This is a genomic window from Nocardia vinacea NBRC 16497 (assembly GCF_000308835.1).
Classification (GTDB): Bacteria; Actinomycetota; Actinomycetes; order Mycobacteriales; family Mycobacteriaceae; genus Nocardia; species Nocardia vinacea.
On the sequence record NZ_BAGN01000122.1, the window covers coordinates 56,211 to 71,441 of the forward strand.

15 protein-coding genes are annotated in these 15,231 nt (G+C 66.7%); 6 read left to right on the plus strand and 9 right to left on the minus strand.

Annotated elements, in window-relative coordinates; all coding sequences use genetic code 11:
- Nucleotides 1–40: 40 nt before the first annotated feature.
- From ON44_RS16885 to ON44_RS16895, 3 genes are all read right to left on the minus strand, one after another.
- On the minus strand, nucleotides 41–1,873 hold the full coding sequence (locus ON44_RS16885; protein WP_040691084.1) for an AMP-dependent synthetase/ligase: 1,833 nt from the start codon (nucleotides 1,871–1,873) through the stop codon (nucleotides 41–43).
- A 181-nt stretch (nucleotides 1,874–2,054) separates the two neighbouring features.
- Nucleotides 2,055–2,771, minus strand: coding sequence for a GTP cyclohydrolase II (locus ON44_RS16890; protein WP_245567195.1), 717 nt, complete (start codon nucleotides 2,769–2,771; stop codon nucleotides 2,055–2,057).
- Nucleotides 2,772–2,912: 141 nt separating this feature from the next.
- Entirely contained in the window at nucleotides 2,913–4,412 is a 1,500-nt protein-coding gene (locus tag ON44_RS16895) for a PfkB family carbohydrate kinase (protein WP_040691086.1), read from the minus strand.
- Nucleotides 4,413–4,876: 464 nt separating this feature from the next.
- Between ON44_RS16895 and ON44_RS16900 the strand changes: the two genes are divergently transcribed.
- The 3 genes from ON44_RS16900 to ON44_RS16910 all read left to right on the plus strand — a co-directional run bounded on the left by ON44_RS16900 (nucleotide 4,877) and on the right by ON44_RS16910 (nucleotide 5,833).
- On the plus strand, nucleotides 4,877–5,164 hold the full coding sequence (locus ON44_RS16900; protein ID WP_040691218.1) for a hypothetical protein: 288 nt from the start codon (nucleotides 4,877–4,879) through the stop codon (nucleotides 5,162–5,164).
- Nucleotides 5,161–5,445, plus strand: a complete 285-nt coding sequence (locus ON44_RS16905) for a hypothetical protein (RefSeq protein WP_040691088.1) — start codon at nucleotides 5,161–5,163, stop codon at nucleotides 5,443–5,445. The genes ON44_RS16900 and ON44_RS16905 overlap by 4 nt, the downstream gene beginning before the upstream one ends.
- Nucleotides 5,446–5,584: 139 nt before the next feature.
- Complete coding sequence (locus ON44_RS16910) at nucleotides 5,585–5,833, plus strand: hypothetical protein (RefSeq protein WP_040691090.1); 249 nt, start codon at nucleotides 5,585–5,587, stop codon at nucleotides 5,831–5,833.
- A 70-nt stretch (nucleotides 5,834–5,903) separates the two neighbouring features.
- On the opposite strand, the gene ON44_RS16915 is transcribed toward ON44_RS16910, so the two are convergent.
- The 4 genes from ON44_RS16915 to ON44_RS16930 form a co-directional block, all read right to left on the minus strand.
- Nucleotides 5,904–6,878 carry a PfkB family carbohydrate kinase gene (locus ON44_RS16915; protein ID WP_051182114.1) on the minus strand — a complete coding sequence of 325 codons (975 nt, stop codon included), beginning with the start codon at nucleotides 6,876–6,878 and terminating at the stop codon, nucleotides 5,904–5,906.
- 111 nt (nucleotides 6,879–6,989) lie between these two features.
- Nucleotides 6,990–8,066 carry a quinone-dependent dihydroorotate dehydrogenase gene (locus ON44_RS16920; RefSeq protein WP_040691092.1) on the minus strand — a complete coding sequence of 359 codons (1,077 nt, stop codon included), beginning with the start codon at nucleotides 8,064–8,066 and terminating at the stop codon, nucleotides 6,990–6,992.
- A 4-nt stretch (nucleotides 8,067–8,070) separates the two neighbouring features.
- A complete protein-coding gene (locus ON44_RS16925; protein WP_040691094.1) occupies nucleotides 8,071–8,316 on the minus strand; it encodes a DUF5703 family protein in 246 nt (81 codons plus the stop codon).
- Nucleotides 8,316–9,374: a YncE family protein gene (locus tag ON44_RS16930; protein ID WP_051182115.1), complete on the minus strand. Its 1,059-nt coding sequence runs from the start codon at nucleotides 9,372–9,374 to the stop codon at nucleotides 8,316–8,318. The genes ON44_RS16925 and ON44_RS16930 overlap by 1 nt, the downstream gene beginning before the upstream one ends.
- Before the next feature lie 154 nt (nucleotides 9,375–9,528).
- Between ON44_RS16930 and ON44_RS16935 the strand changes: the two genes are divergently transcribed.
- From ON44_RS16935 to ON44_RS16945, 3 genes are read left to right on the plus strand one after another with little or no spacing between them, the layout of a single operon-like run.
- Complete coding sequence (locus ON44_RS16935) at nucleotides 9,529–9,885, plus strand: hypothetical protein (RefSeq protein ID WP_040691095.1); 357 nt, start codon at nucleotides 9,529–9,531, stop codon at nucleotides 9,883–9,885.
- Nucleotides 9,886–9,891: 6 nt separating this feature from the next.
- A complete protein-coding gene (locus ON44_RS16940) occupies nucleotides 9,892–10,419 on the plus strand; it encodes a WKL family lipoprotein (RefSeq protein ID WP_245567196.1) in 528 nt (175 codons plus the stop codon).
- Nucleotides 10,420–12,513, plus strand: coding sequence for an MMPL family transporter (locus ON44_RS16945; RefSeq protein WP_040691097.1), 2,094 nt, complete (start codon nucleotides 10,420–10,422; stop codon nucleotides 12,511–12,513).
- A 292-nt stretch (nucleotides 12,514–12,805) separates the two neighbouring features.
- Here ON44_RS16945 and ON44_RS16950 read toward each other — a convergent pair whose 3' ends face one another.
- The gene (locus ON44_RS16950) at nucleotides 12,806–13,660 is read right to left on the minus strand and encodes a heme ABC transporter ATP-binding protein (protein WP_051182126.1); all 855 of its coding nucleotides are present in this window, start codon (nucleotides 13,658–13,660) and stop codon (nucleotides 12,806–12,808) included.
- A 463-nt stretch (nucleotides 13,661–14,123) separates the two neighbouring features.
- Entirely contained in the window at nucleotides 14,124–15,197 is a 1,074-nt protein-coding gene (locus ON44_RS16955; protein WP_040691099.1) for a FecCD family ABC transporter permease, read from the minus strand.
- Nucleotides 15,198–15,231: the final 34 nt, after the last annotated feature.

Genomic DNA, 15,231 nt, shown 5'->3' on the forward strand with positions numbered 1-15,231 from the left:
ACGACTGTGGCCCTGAACTTTTGCTCAGGGCCACCGATCGTTACGAGACGTTCACCACCGATTCGGGCAGCGGCGTGGTGTACAGCGAGGCGATCTCCTCGGCGTACTTCGCCGCGATCGGGTTACGCTTGAGCTTCATGGTCGGGGTCAGCTCGTCACCGCCCGGCTCCCACGGCTGGCCGATCACGGTGAACCGCTTGATCTGCTCGACCCGCGACAGCTTGCGGTTACCCGCGACGACCGCCGCGAGCACCTCGTCCAGGATCTCCTTGCGGGTGGCCAGCGCGGCCAAATCGTCTGCGGGCGCGTCGAATTCCTTGGCCCGGATCGCGGCGGTGTCCGGATCGAGCACGATCAGCGCGGAGATGAACGGTTTGGCCTCACCGATAGCCACCACCTGACCGACCAGCGAGGACGCCGCCTTGACCGCGTTCTCGATATTGGTCGGGGAGATGTTCTTCCCCGACTCGTTGATGATCAGTTCCTTCTTGCGATCCACGATGCGCACATAGCCGTCGGCATCGATCGTGGCGACGTCACCGGTGGCCAGCCATCCGTCGGCGTCGAGCGCCTCCTTGGTCTTGTCGGGCTGTTTGCGGTAGCCCGGGGTGACGATCGCGCCACGCACCAGCAGTTCGCCGTCCTCGCCGAGCCGTAGTTCGAGGCCCTCGACGGCCCGGCCGACCGAACCAGGCCGCGGCTTGGCCAATTCGGTGTAGGTGGCCACGCCGGTGGTCTCCGACATACCCCACACCTCGCTGACGGTGAACCCGAGTCCGAGGAAGTATTCGAGGGTTTCGGCCGGGATCGCGGCGGCGCCGGAGGCGGCGACCTCGAGGTTGTCCAGGCCGAGCGCGGCCCGCAGTTTCGACAGCACCAGCGCGTCGGCGACCTTGTACTGCGCGGCGAGCACCGGACTGCGGCCCTTACCCGCCAGCTCGGCGCGCGCGGCCGCGATGCCGGTGCTGATGGCCCAGTTCGCCAGCGCCTTCTTCACCGGGCTCGCTTCGGTGGCCAGCTTGCCGTCGATACCGGCCTTGATCTTCTGCCACACCCGGGGCACGCCGAAGAAGACGGTGGGGCGCGCGTCGGGCAGTGCCGCGGCGATCTCGCGCGGATCCGGCACGCAGGTGATCAGGATGCCGGTGAGCAGGCTGATGGCATGGGCGGAAATGCGGTCGGCGACGTGCGCGGCGGGCAGGTAGGAGATGGCGCGGTCGTCGAAGCCGACCGGCAGCGGCCCGTTGACCAGCGCGATGATCTGGGCCAGCACATTGCGATGGGTGATCTCCACGCCCTTGGACGGGCCGGTGGTGCCCGAGGTGTAGATCAGCGTGGCCAGATCGTCGGGGGTTACCGCCTGCCAAGCGGCGTCGAAATCGAAGTCGGCGGCCGGATTCGCCTCGAGGTCGGCCAGGCCGACCGTATCGGCGGCCGGACCGTCCACCACCACGATGTGCTCGAGCTCGACGCCCGCGCCCTTGATCACGTCGAGGAAGGCGCGCTCGGTGATCACCACCTTGTTCTCCGCATTGGTGAACAGATGTGTGATCTGCTCAGGGGAGCTGGTGTTGTAGATCGAGAACGGGGTGGCGCCCAAATGCAGTGCGGCCGTATCGATCAGGTTGAACTCGGGCCGGTTGGTGAGCATGATGCCGACGGTGTCGCCATGGCCGACGCCCAAGCCGGCGAGCCCCGCCGCCAGCGCGCGCACTCGCTCACCGTATTCGCGCCAGCTGACCTCAGTGGTACCGCCGACCGTCCGCAACGCGACCTGATCCGGTCGTAACTTCACGGTCTCCTGGAATGCCTCCGGCACCGTGTACACCGTCTTGCCGGACTCGTGCGCGAAACCGATTTCTGTTGTCGTCATCTTCCCGTTTCCCGATATCTCTGCGTGAACCGCGCCCGGCGCGACCGCATGGTTTCCACGCGGTTCGAGACCCGCTGCTCCTGATAAATTGCAAGCGACTCTATCTCATCGTGTCACGCGGTGGGATAGCACCGTGTGGCGCGGCTCACTCATGGTAGCCAGATCGGGGTAATCGTGTCCGTTACTTGGACGCGGGAAGTGTGCGCCGACGGCGGGCCTGACCCCGCATCGTCCAGAACCGCCAGATGCGGCTCTTGCGTTTGAATACCGGTTGCACGTCTGGAGCCCACGGCACGTCGCCCGTGGGAATGAGATGGCCGCGGCGTCGGCGTTTCGCATCCAGATATGCCGCAGCCCGCGCACTGAGCACCGGAGTCAGCAGCGGTTCCATGGTCACAGCCAGACCGGCGGCGCGCAGTTCGGCGGCCTTGTCCGGATTGTTGGTGAGTAGGCGCACCCGGGCCAGTCCGAGTTCCTGCAGGCTTTTCGCCGCGTGCAGGTAACTACGATTGTCCACGGGGAATCCGAGCCGCTCGTAGCTGGTGAAGGTGTCCGCGCCCGACCGCTGACTTTCCCGGTAACCCAGCGCCTTGGCGATCAGCCCGACGCCGCGGCCCTCTTGCTCCAGATAGACCAGGACACCGCTGCCCTCAGCCCAGATCAGGTCCAAGGACTTGTCGAGTTCCGGCCCGCAATCGCAATCGTCCGAACCGAGCCCCTCGCCATATAGACACCGCGAATGCACCCGGACCAGACACCCATCGTCGGCTTCGCCGAAAACGAGCACATGTCCGTACTCGGCGCCGCCGGCCACTTCCATCACACGAACCTGCAGATCCTGCCCCTTGCGGGTGAGCCGATGGGCGGTCTCACCAAGCGTCGGCACAGCTGTGGTCAATGCTCCTCCGAAGACGATGGGATAGTTGGGTTTGCCGCCGTTTGCGGCGCGAGAAGGCCCGGGCTGCCAGCGAACGACAAACTGTAACTCGATCACCGATTTCAGCGCTGTAAATCTACCCGAGCCGCGCCATCGCGTATGTTACGCGCCGGCCGACTCTTCCCCGAGGTGGACGATGCGGTCGATATCCCGAACCGATGGCATGGCGTCAGGAATGTCACCGAACGACTGGGTCGCGACCATCGCCGCAGTCGCCCAGCGGAATACCGGTTCGTCGGCCGGCCGGCCGGAGGCGACGATCTTCGACACCAGCGCGGCGGAGAAGGCCGCTGCGGCGCCCGGCGAATCTTCCAGTGCCACAGGAAAATCTGCGATATCCGCATTGATCTCGTCAGACCTGACGATGCAACGGAAGCCGTCGATCACACAGACCCCGCGCACACCCAGACTGCGCAGCCGTTGCGCCACCTGGGCCCCGGACGCCGACGGGTCCCCGGGCAGCAATGCGCGCAGTTCCCACGTCGAGCCGACGAGATAGTCGACAGCGCCGAAATACTGGTAGAGATACTGCGGCGCATCGATCGGCGGCGAGGGGTTCACCACCACCGACGGACGACGATCCATCTCCCCGATGGCCGCCAGTACGTCCTTGATCGCATCGGAGGGCTGCTCGAAGGTCAACACGACCGCGTCCGAGGCTGCGAGCGCCTCGCGAAACCGGGGTTCGCTCACCACATGTGCTCCTTGCCAGATGCGGTCGTCCTCGCAGCCGATCTTGCTGGACACACCCGTACTGGTGATCATGACCGCGGAGACATTCGTCGTGGCGCCGTTGACCACTTTGACCAACTCGGTATCGACATTCTCGGCGCGTAGATAGTTGAGGATGTGCCTACCGGCGTCGTCGTTTCCGACCGCGGAGATGAGCTGAGCCTGCAGTCCGAGACGCGCGGCCGCCACCGCACGGTTGAGCCCCTTACCACCAGCATGCACTTCGAAGCTGCCCGGCGTGGATTTGCCCGCCGATGGAATTTGCCCGATCCGGTAGATGTGGTCGATTACCGCCGATCCGATGACCGTGACCACGCCGCGGCGCGGCTGTACATCCGGCAGTGCGATCAGCACCTTCGGTTCGGGGGTGAACCTGTAGTTCGATGTCGAATAGGCGGCCGCGGCCGCGAGCTTGGCCGCCAATTCGGTAAATGCGCGTCGCTCGGGTGTGGCCCGCAACGAACGCACAGTCGGTGCGGACGGTACGAAATCGGCGCTGTAGGCCTCGTGCAGGCCCCGCCACTGTTCGGTCAGGTACACGCGACGCTCGCCGAGGTCGGCGGCATACAAGCGCTCGAGATCTATTCCGGCCGGGGGCTTTTCACGCAGCAGCCCCAACGACAGTTCGGCATCGGCGATCAACCGATTGGTCGGATCCAGTTGTCGCGCGAGGTCACGAACCACGGGCAAGACGGCTTCCTCGGCCGAGAGCCCCTCCTGCTGCGCTCGGTGGCGGATGACGGATAGATCCAGCAGGGGAGCAACATCGATTTCCGTGGTGCGCAACCGATCCGCACTCAGCCCCGAGCGTTTGCTGAGCCTGGTGAGAATGTTGCGGATGGCAACCGTGCGTGAGTCCTGCTGGACCATAGGCGGGCCTGTCCTCCATGACGCTGCGATCGTTCCCTGTGACACTCTCACGATATGCCAATCGTCCGGGGTTTAGCCGTCGAGTGAACCGGCAATTACCAACTTACAACGGCAATTGACCGTAGTGAATGGCAAATGCCACACTGAGTTACGGCGACCACGCGTCGTCCGCCAGATGACTCGGGAGGGCCCTGGTGATGAGAGTGATTCTGCTGATACGGCACGCACGGCGGCGCGGGGAGCCAAGGGCCGGCGGTACCGAAACCGAGCTCGTTCCCAACCGCGCCCGCGTCTAGGTGAACGAATCGAGTTCGCCGGGACGACATTTCACCCGATCAAGCCGACTTCGTCGCCTGCTCCATCCGACAGCTGCGAGCCCCGGCTGACCGCGATGCAGCGGTCGACCGGGGCTCGGTGCACCCAAAATGCGGTCGGCGACAGCTCTGGCACCCCTGGAGACAGCCGTGACGATCTACGAATGCAGCCGGTCGATGACCAGCAGCGTCACGCCCGACGCATGGGCGTGGCGGGCAGGTCGCGAAGAACCGGCATGGCGATTGAGCTGGCTACCCGACCAGCTGACCCGCGAACAGGCCTGGGCCGGAATGCAATTGCAGGAGCTTCTGAGCCACCCGGACCCGGCATCGGACCACGACGCGCACGCGCGGGCATTGGCCGATCAACTCGGTATCACCGTGCAGCACGCACTGCACACGCTGCACCAACGGATGCTCGACAGGAGGCATTCGTGACCATCTACGTAACTCACTGGTCGATGACCAGCGATCTCACCGCGGAGTCGGCCTACCGGCTGGCGGACAAGTGGGCCAAGTCGTGGCGGCTGAGCTGGCTGCCCGAACGGCTGCTGACGCGGGAACAAGCTTTGGCGGGGATGGATCTCGCGGAGATCTTCAGCACCCAGGATTTCCGGCACGACTCGACGGTTCAAGCACGAGCCTTCTACTGCGCCGGCCAGATCGGAATACCCCTCGAGCGCATCGGGCTCGAATTGCTACACCGGAGGCACCCATGACCGTCGACACCACCGACTGGACCATGATCAGCGATATCACCCCCGAGTCGGCATACCGCCAGACCGGGTCGGGGCCGCGGTCTGGCGGCTGAGCTGGCTGCCGGATCGGCTGCTGACCCGCGAACAGGCGCTGGCGGGCATGGAACTCGACGAGATCCTCAGCGATCCGGACATCGTGCACGACCGGCACGCCCACGCCGATGCGGCCATTCTGGCCGGGCGGGTCGGCATCATCTGGGAGCAGGCGGTGATCCTGCTGTCGAAGCGGATGCTGGCTCGACTACGCCAGCGTCCCAACGGAATTCAGGACGACCCGGCGGACTGCGAATCCGCGGGGCACTCCCGGACGTCGCTGCACGCAGACCGGACACCGTGGGTGTTCCGATAGCGTGCGGCGCCGCGAGGCATCGGCCGCCGGGAGGGGAGGCGGCCGGTGCCGTCGTGGCGGGGAAGCTGCCTCAGCGAGTCGGTGCGGCGATCCGATCGATCTCGTGCATGGTCGGCATCCCGTCGGCGAGCGGGCTGGTCGTTCGGGTTGCCGCCATCGCGGCGGTCGCCCACTCGAAATCCGCATGGTTCGCGGGCTGCCCGGTCCGCACCAGTCGGTAGGCCAGCGCCGCGTCGAATGCCGCGCTGGCCGCGGGGGATGCTTCCGATTCCGTCTCCGGCCGCGCCGGAATGTCGAGTCGGCGGGTGCCGGAGCGGACCCGGCAGGCCAGGCGCTCCACCTCGCAGACGCAGTATGCACCGCGTGCCAGTAGCGCGGGCGCGATGGTCGTCGCGAAGTACTCGCCGCCGACGCTATCGCCGGCGCCGGCCAATTCGCCGAGTTCCCACGAACTTCCGTTCAGATAATCGATCGGCTCGAAGTGGGGTTCGAGGTCCTGAAAATTCTCGACAGGGGGTGCGGGGTGAACCACGAGGCGTGGACGCTGCGGTGTGGCACCGATCATCGATAGTGTCTCGTTGATGACCTCGGTCGGCAATTCGAATGTCAGCAGCACTGCATCCGAGGACACGATCGCCGCGCGAACCTGCTCACTACGCAGATCCGCTATGCCGAGCTTGGCGCCGTCGACCCGGCCGATAAATGCCCCCGCACCATTGCGATCGACCATCACGACGGCAACCGGTGTCGTTCCGGGAACAACCTTGACCAATCCGGTGTCGACATTCTCGCGCCGCAGATACTCGATGATGCGACGGCCGCTGTCGTCGTCTCCGATCACAGTGAGCAGGCGGACTCGCAAGCCGAGGCGGGCCGCCGCGACGGCCCGGTTGAGTCCCTTGCCGCCGACTTGCGCCTCGAATGTCCCGCTTGCCTCGGAGCCTGCGGAGGGCATGGTGTCTGTGCGGTAGATGTGATCGATGACCGCGTCACCGATGACGGTGACCACGCCGTGCGGATGCCACTGTTCGGCACCGGTGACCATGCGCCGCCCCCTCGGGTGCTCTCGACTTGCCGCACACCAGCTTAGGCCGCGCACGCGCGAAATGGCATGTCCCGCAACAATACATCGGCCGCACGAAACGACCGGTCGGGATCAGGTACGTGCGACGTGATCCGCGCCGACCGCCTCGGCGATGCAGTGGTAACCGGCTTCACGCAATCGCTGGGCGATACCACGGTGGATATGGCGCATCCAGAACGGTCCGCCGTAGATGAAACCGGTGTAGCCCTGCAGCAGGGTGGCGCCGGCGAGGATGCGCTCCCAGGCCTGGTCGGCGGTTTCGATGCCACCGACCGAGATCAGCACCAGACGGTCGCCGACGCGGCGGTAGAGCCGGCGCAGCACTTCCAGGGAGCGCTCGGCGACCGGGGGCCCGGACAGGCCACCCGCGCCCATGGCCGCGACCTCGGCGGCATCGGTGCGCAGGCCGTCGCGGCGGATGGTGGTGTTGGTGGCAACGATCCCGGCCAGGCCGAGTTCGACCGCGAGATCGGCGACGGCGTCGACATCGTCGTCGGACAGGTCGGGGGCGATTTTCACCAGCACCGGGACCTCGACGCTGTCGAGGACGGCCTGCAGGACCGGGCGCAGGGATTCGACGGCCTGCAGATCCCGCAGCCCGGGGGTGTTGGGCGAGCTGACATTGACGACGACGAAGTCGGCCAGCGGCCCGAGCAGCGACGCGCTCACCGCATAGTCGGCGGCGGCGTCGGCGGGTTCGACGACTTTCGTTTTACCGATATTCGCGCCGATCGGGACCCCGCCGCGGCGGTTGCGCAGATATTCGGCCGCGGCGGCGGCGCCGTGGTTGTTGAAACCCATCCGGTTGATCAGACCGTGGTCGGCGGGCAGCCGGAACAGCCGCGGTGCGGGATTGCCGGGCTGGGCCTGCGCGGTGACGGTGCCGATTTCGGCGAATCCGAACCCCAATGGCGCCCAGGCGTTCACACCGTCGGCGTTCTTGTCGAATCCGGCTGCCAGCCCGAGCGGCGCCGGGAAGTCGATGCCGAAGGCATGGTTGCGCAGGATCGGATCGTCGGTGGTCAGCACTCTGGTCATCGCCCAGCGCGACGGCGCGAACCGGGCGGCCAGCCGCATGACCGTGAACGCCAGATGGTGGATGCGTTCCGGCGGCAGCAGGAACATCAGGCGCAGCAGCAGTGAATACATGGCCTCACATTCCCGGTTCGGGCTGGGGTAGTAGTGCGGTTTTTCGCCGCCGCAGCAGCACCCGCCTGCTGCCGTCGGTGTAGGCGCGTACCCGCGACAGTTCCCAGCCGCCGAATTCGGCTTGGATGGCCAGCCGCATCGACGCCGTCACCCGGGTCACCTCCGGTGGAAGCCGCAGCGGCACGTATTCGTAATCGTCACTGGTGGTTTCCCAGCTCGCCGGTAGCGCTGCGCGTGATTGTGGCGCCATCACTGCCCTTTCTTCCGCTGGTCCGCGCGGATCCGTTGCAGACCGTCTCCGGTCGCGGAACCGACGAACAGGTCACCGGTGCGCTCGTCGATGGTCACCGAGTTCGGTTGTCGAACCGTCGGATAACGGCCCACCTCTTTCGGTATACCCGTCGACAGGTCGAATCCGACGACTTCGTTGCTCTGGGTACACGTCACCCACACGGTGTCGGACCGCTGATCGTAGGCAAGCGCGTAAGGCGAAGATCCTACCGGGAATCGCTGCCGCAGCACGAGCGGTCCGGCAGTGTAGACCAGCAGTTCGTCACCCGCGGTGTCGGTGACGATGATGCGGCCGAACGGGTCGGTGATCAGGTTGGTCGCGCCGTCACCCGCGCGCAGGGCCAGGCCGAGGCGGTCTTTGCCGAGGTCGAGCTGGGTGAGCGAGGTCTGGCGGCGGTCCAGGACCGAGACATGGTCGCCGGTGAGGGCGAGTGCGTCGGCGGAGGCGAGCCCGGAAATGGTTTCGGCGACTGTGCCGTCGGGGGAGAGTTCGCGCACCTTGCCGTCTGCGGTGCCGACGAACATCGTGCCGTCGTCGCGATAGCGAACCGATCTGGCATCGCCGTCCACGGGCACCTCGGTGGTGATGCCGGAGGTGATGTCGAGGCGCATGATCCGGTGGTCGCCGGGGATCAGCACTTCGCCCGGCTTGCCCTGCGCCAAGCCGACACCGTGGGTGGGCAGCAGGAGGGTGCGCATCTCCTCGTTCGGCGCGCCGGTGGCATCGACACGGGTGAACGTCACGGGGTCGATGATGAACAACATCGTGCTGGTGTCGTGGCTCGCTTCGAGCGCAACCAGTTGTCCGGTGCCCGCCTCGGCGAACAGTCCGCCGACCGGGTTGCCGAGCCCCCACACGTCCCCGGCGGGTTGCGCGCGCTGCTCAGGGGCGACCGCCGCAGTGGCCGCGGGTCGCGTCTGAAGCTTGTCGCTATCGGAATCGGAGGAACATCCGGCGATCAGCGCCAGCACCGCCACACTCGCGAGCGCTGCGGGCAGCGAACCATGTGGGCGCATCCACCGAACTCCTTACTACGACGAATCATCCGCTACCGCACCATCTGACCATGATGGCGCACGTGACCGGCCTACCGGGGTCGCCGCTGGCGGAGAATGTCGGCGATCGGGGTTACGGTTGACTCGAAACAATGTCCAATTCAGGGAGATCCGGTTGAAAGCCGACCATCCATCGGGGTTTGCCATCGATGACATAACCGTTGGTCCGTTTGCTCACGGATTCGGCACCACGGCCGATGGCAGGCCCTACGCCTTCCGCACCGTGCGCTCCACCGTGGTGCTGGAGATCTACCGGGCCGACCTCGACAGCGATGTACCAGGACCTGAGGATGTGGTCGCCGTCGCGCAGGCCCGCGCCACCGATATCGACCTCGACGACGAACGCAGCGTCGTAGCGCTGGTGCGCGACATGATTCCGGACGCGGAACCGGTCGAGGCGGTCCCGGATCGTGACATGACAACCGTGCGGGCCCTGCTGGGCCGGATCAGTTCAGTCATAGATGGTATGTAGATGGTGATGCCAACCACACGATTCGTCCGTTCCGCGCTGACCGCGGCCACCCTCGTCGCGGTGGCTGCGGCGTGCAGCACCGGACCGGACGAGGCCTCGGTGGATGCCGCGCGTTCCTCGGCCAATGCCTCGCTGTCGTCCTCGATCGCGACCTCCTCGAGCGCCGCGCACCGGCCGCTGCCGACGGCCACCGAATTGGACGCGCAGATCAAACGCGCCCTGGATCCGGCGCTGCCCGACTCCGAGCGCACCGACCTCATCGAGGACGGTGAGGCCTTCCGCGACGCCATCCCGGATATGTACCGGGCACTGCAGGACAATCCACGCGCCATCTACGGCGTCACCGACCCGGTCTTCGACAACCGCGACGGCACACTTACCGCGACCATGCGGCTGGACAAGGACGGCACCGGCACCGCGGTCCGCACGACCGTCGTGCACTTCGTGCTGCTCGACGGCAAGTGGAAGATCTCGCGCACCGACCTGTGCGGCATCCTGCGCTCGGCCGACTACCGCACCGCGGCCTGCGGCTAGATGATCGAATCCGGCTCACTGCGGTGGGGACGTCTCATCCACCGCCACCGCTATCTGGTGCTGGGCATCGCCATTTTCGTGGTGCTGCTCTCGGGCTGGTACGGCCGGGATCTGGCGGGCCGGCTGACCCAGGAGGGCTGGTTCGACGAGAGCAGTGAATCGGTGGCCGCCGCCAAGATCGCCGATGCCACCTTCGGTCGCGATACCGACAGCGACATCATCCTGCTGTACACCGCGCCCGAGGGTAAGACCGTCGACGACCCGACAGTACGTGCGGCAGTGACGAATTCGCTGAAGCAACTGCTGGCCCGGCACCCCGACCAGGTCCTGAAGGTCGACAGCTACTGGGACAGCCCCTTCGCCGCGCAGGCCACCGACGCCGCACACTCCCACGCCTTCGCCAGCGTCGGATTGCGCGGGGAAGGCACCGCGACGGTCGAGAACTACACCGCGATCAAGGGTGAGCTGGGCGCCGGGCGCGCGGGTGGCGGACCCGGCGGCACCACGGTGCAGCTGGCCGGGCTGCAGCCGATCGTCGAGGGCATCAATCAGGGCATGCAGGACGATATTCGCCGGGCCGAGATCATCGCGCTGCCGATCGTGGCGATCCTGCTGTATTTCGTTTTCGGCGGGGTGGTCGGCGCGTTGCTGCCGGTGCTGATCGGCGGGATGACGGTGCTCGGCACCCAGGGCACTATCCGGATGCTCACCGATCACATCGACGTGAATGTCTTCGCCAGTGCGGTGGTCACCTTGGTGAGTCTGGGGTTGGCGATCGACTACGGGCTGTTCACCGTGACCCGGTTCCGGGAGGAGTTGGCCGCCGGGCACAGTGTGGAGGATGCGACGGCGCGCACCGTCGCCACGGCCGGGCGCACCGTACTGTTCTCGGCCGCGATCATCGCGATCAGCTTGGCGGCATTGTTCATCTTCCCGAACGGGGTGTTGCGGTCGGTGCCCTATGGCGGCATCAGTTCGGTGCTGCTTGCCGCGCTGCTGTCGGTGACGGCGCTGCCCGCGGTGCTGAGCATTGTCGGGCGGCGGATCGACCTGTGGGGTTGGCATCGGTTCTCGCGCACCAAAACCGAGGCGCAGATCGACGCCGGATTCTTCTCGCGGTTGGCGACGCGGGCGATGCGGCGGCCGTGGGCGGTGGTGGTGCCGATCGTGCTCGGGCTGCTCGCACTGATCGTTCCGATTCGCAATATCGAGTTCGGCGGGATCAGTGAACGGTATCTGTCCGAGGACAATCCGGCGCGGGTCGCGCAGGAACGGTTCGACGAGTTGTTCCCGAGTTTTCGCACCGAGCCGATCAAACTGGTGGTGGTGGGCGCGAATCCGCAGCAGCTCGGCGATATCCGCTACGAAGCCAGCCGGCTTCCCGGTCTGACGGGCCGTTTCGAACCCGGTGCGCCGACCAAGGACGGGATCAATGTGCTCAACGCCGGTCTCGCCGACAAGCGCAATGCGGACGCGGTGATCGATGCGGTGCGGGCGATTCCGGAACCTTCCGGGGTGGACATCATGGTGACCGGGGTGCCCGCGCTCGAGCGCGACAGCATCAATGGGTTGCTCGTGCGACTACCGTTGCTGGTGGGTCTGCTGGCGGCTGCGGCGTTGGTGATGCTGTATCTGGCATTTCGTTCGATTGTGTTGGCACTCAAGGCCGTTTTGATGAGTGCATTGAGTCTGGCCTCCACACTGGGCGTGCTCACCTGGGTGTTCGTCGAGGGGCACGGGGCCGGGATCTTCGACTTCACGCCGGGCCCGCTGATGTTCGCTGTGCTGGCGTTGATCGTGACGGTGGTGTTCGGGCTGTCCACCGACTACGAGGTGTTCCTGCTGTCGCGGATGGCCGAGGCACGCGCGGACGGTGCGTCGCCGCCGGAAGCCATCCGTTACGGCATCGCCCATACCGGCGGCGTAATCACTTCTGCCGCAGCGATTCTCATCGTGGTAACCGGTGCGTTCGGCTTCTCCGATCTGGTGTTGATGAAGTACATCGCCTACGGCATGATCGCGGCGCTGGTCCTGGACGCGTCCGTGGTCCGCATGCTGTTGACACCCGCGGTGCTGAAGCTGATCTGGCGTTGAGTGGCTGTTCAGCGGGCCGCGCCGCCGCGGTATTCATCGTGGTGTGGGCGCTGTTCGCCGCGGGCGGCGGCAAGAATGCGCGATACCCACTCACCGGTCCGTCGCGGGCTCTGGTGGAGATCGCCTGGTTCGGCGGCGCGGCCGGGCTGATCGGGTTTGCCTTCACCGCCGTCTTCTTCGCGCTGTGGGCGATCAACGGCGCACTGCGGTTGCTGTGCATCAGGCCTGAGACTGTCCGCAGTCGCATCCGGTCTTTTCGCACGAACGGGGTGCTCCGACGTAGCGGACGGCCTCAGCGGCGGACGGGCAAGACCAGTTGGGCGCCGGTTATCGGGTGGTTGAGGACCTCGACGGGGTGTTGGTAGACGCGGGTGAGGAGTTCGGTGGTGAGGACTTTGCGGGGTGGGCCGTCCGCGGCTATGCGGCCGGATTCCAGGACCGCGACTCGGTCGGCGTAGGCGGCGGCGATACCGAGGTCGTGCAGGACGACGACAACTGCGGCGCCCGCGGCGGCTCGGGCGGTGGCCAGGCCCAGCACCGCTTCTTGGTGGCCGAGGTCGAGGGCGGCGGTGGGTTCGTCCAGTAGCAGTGTTCCGGTGTCCTGAGCCAGGACGCGGGCCAGGGCGACGCGGGCGCGTTCACCACCGGAGAGCGTCGGAAATGCCCGGGCGGCAAGGTGTTCCACGTCGGCGGCGGTCATGGCGGCGGCGATCCGTTCGTCATCGAGGTCGCGCCGCTCGGTCCGCACCCACGGCGCACGACCCATGGCGACGACCTCACGAGCGGTGAACGGGAATCCGACAGTGTGACTCTGCGGCAGTACCGCCCGGCGCCGCGCCATATCCAAATGCGACCAGTGGCCCAGCGCCCGCCCATCGAGTTCGATCGTGCCCTCGCTCGGTTCCAACTCACCCGCAAGCACCGCCAGCAGTGTCGACTTTCCCGCCCCGTTCGGCCCCACCAACGCCACGATCTCGCCCGCGACAACGTCGAAGTCGACGGCTTCGAGGACTCGGCGCGTCTGGGCCCCCGAAGCCCCACGCCTGTCGATGCTCACTCCGCTGGCCCGAAGCGTAACCGCCCCCCGCTGCGGCGGCACCGGCAACTCATGCGTCCGTGCGAACACCGAACTCAATCCCTCCAGCATGCCGCTCACACCTGCGCCCCACTCACGGGCTCCGGCATGTACGCCAGGCCGACACCGACGATGCTGCACGCCCCTTCGCTGATGATGCTGCCTCGCAGCGCCGACGGGTTCGGCATTCCGCTGTGCACTGCCGGTTGGCTGATCGGCGCGGCCCGCCCGTCGACTCCCGGCCCGCACCCCAGCGTCGGCGCGCGACGCCACCAGGAATCTGCGCTCGACCTGCCTGGTCGACCCGCCATCAAGCTGCATCCCGATAGCCCGCTAGCTGTCACGCCGACGCGGCGGCACTGGTTGACTCCCACGCCGCCGAACGACCCGCACCCCTCATCTGGATCCGCAGCTGTTGTCGGTGCCCACAAGTGGTGATGATCCTGGGAAAAAGTGCGAATGCTTCGGGGCAAGTGAGCGCGACGACACACGCGGACGGCTTGTGGATCGGTTGTACCCCAGGAGATTTCGTGAATCATGCCCAACCTCCCGCGCGAGCACGGGTGCGGCGCAGGAGCCAGAAGAAGAAGGGGCCGCCGATGAGGGAGGTGAGCATGCCGAGGGGCAGGTCGGCGTTGTGGACCAGGGAGCGGGCGGCTACGTCGGCGGCGAGGAGCACGACCGCGCCGACGATGGCGCTCAACGGGATGAGGATGCGGTGGGCGGGGCCGACGAGCATACGGACCACATGCGGCACGATCAGCCCGACGAACAGCACGATGCCGGTGAAGGCGACGCCCGCCGTGGCGAGGACGGCGACCACGACGATCACGTTGCGCCGCAAGCGCTCCACATCGACGCCCAGATGTCGCGCGGCGGATTCACCGAGGGCGAGCAGGTCCAGGCGGGGTGCGATGAGGACCGCGGCGAGAATGCCGAGAGCGGCCAATGGAGCGACGACGTGCACCGCATCCCAGGTGGCTCCGTTGAGACTGCCCAACTGCCAGAACACGATCTGATCGCGGGCGGCGGGGGTCGCGATGAACAGCAGGAACGCGATCAGCCCACCCGCGAAGGCATTGATCGCGACACCGGTGAGCACCAGCGTGACCACCTCGGTGCGCCCATTCGATCGCGACAGCAGATACACCAGCAATGTGGTCAACAGCCCCGCAGCGAATGCGGCCGCCGCCACCGACCACGCCGCCACGAACGCACCACCCACCACGATCACCGTGCCCGCACCGACCGCCGCCCCTGCCGATACTCCGATCACACCGGGTTCGGCGAGCGGATTCGCGAACACCCCCTGCAGCAATGCACCCGCTGTCGCCAGTGCGGCCCCGACCAGGATCGCGAGCACCACGCGGGGGAACCGCACTTCCCACAGCGTCACCTCACCCGCCGGATGCGCGGGCATCGGCCCCCAGTCCAACCCGATCCGATGCAGCACACTGCCCGCGACCTCGGCAGGCGTCGTCGGCACCTGCCCGATCGCCGCCGACGCCAGCGCCAACACCACCAGCGCCGCCACCGCCACCGCGAACACGATCGCGGTCCGCGACCATCCCCGCGACTTCGGCGCGACCGGATGCGGACTGTGCGGCATCGCCGAGTCGGTCGCGGTTGTCCCAGTGGCCCTT

What these genes read in the sequence shown, in the direction of transcription:
- ON44_RS16940 (WP_245567196.1), top strand. Translation starts at nt 9,892, where the DNA reads ATGCCAACCACACGATTCGTCCGTTCCGCGCTGACCGCGGCCACCCTC.
- ON44_RS16920 (WP_040691092.1), bottom strand. Translation starts at nt 8,066, where the DNA reads ATGTATTCACTGCTGCTGCGCCTGATGTTCCTGCTGCCGCCGGAACGC.
- ON44_RS16885 (WP_040691084.1), bottom strand. Translation starts at nt 1,873, where the DNA reads ATGACGACAACAGAAATCGGTTTCGCGCACGAGTCCGGCAAGACGGTG.
- ON44_RS16895 (WP_040691086.1), bottom strand. Translation starts at nt 4,412, where the DNA reads ATGGTCCAGCAGGACTCACGCACGGTTGCCATCCGCAACATTCTCACC.
- ON44_RS16930 (WP_051182115.1), bottom strand. Translation starts at nt 9,374, where the DNA reads ATGCGCCCACATGGTTCGCTGCCCGCAGCGCTCGCGAGTGTGGCGGTG.
- ON44_RS16910 (WP_040691090.1), top strand. Translation starts at nt 5,585, where the DNA reads ATGGAACTCGACGAGATCCTCAGCGATCCGGACATCGTGCACGACCGG.
- ON44_RS16945 (WP_040691097.1), top strand. Translation starts at nt 10,420, where the DNA reads ATGATCGAATCCGGCTCACTGCGGTGGGGACGTCTCATCCACCGCCAC.
- ON44_RS16915 (WP_051182114.1), bottom strand. Translation starts at nt 6,878, where the DNA reads ATGGTCACCGGTGCCGAACAGTGGCATCCGCACGGCGTGGTCACCGTC.
- ON44_RS16925 (WP_040691094.1), bottom strand. Translation starts at nt 8,316, where the DNA reads ATGGCGCCACAATCACGCGCAGCGCTACCGGCGAGCTGGGAAACCACC.
- ON44_RS16955 (WP_040691099.1), bottom strand. Translation starts at nt 15,197, where the DNA reads ATGCCGCACAGTCCGCATCCGGTCGCGCCGAAGTCGCGGGGATGGTCG.
- ON44_RS16950 (WP_051182126.1), bottom strand. Translation starts at nt 13,660, where the DNA reads ATGCTGGAGGGATTGAGTTCGGTGTTCGCACGGACGCATGAGTTGCCG.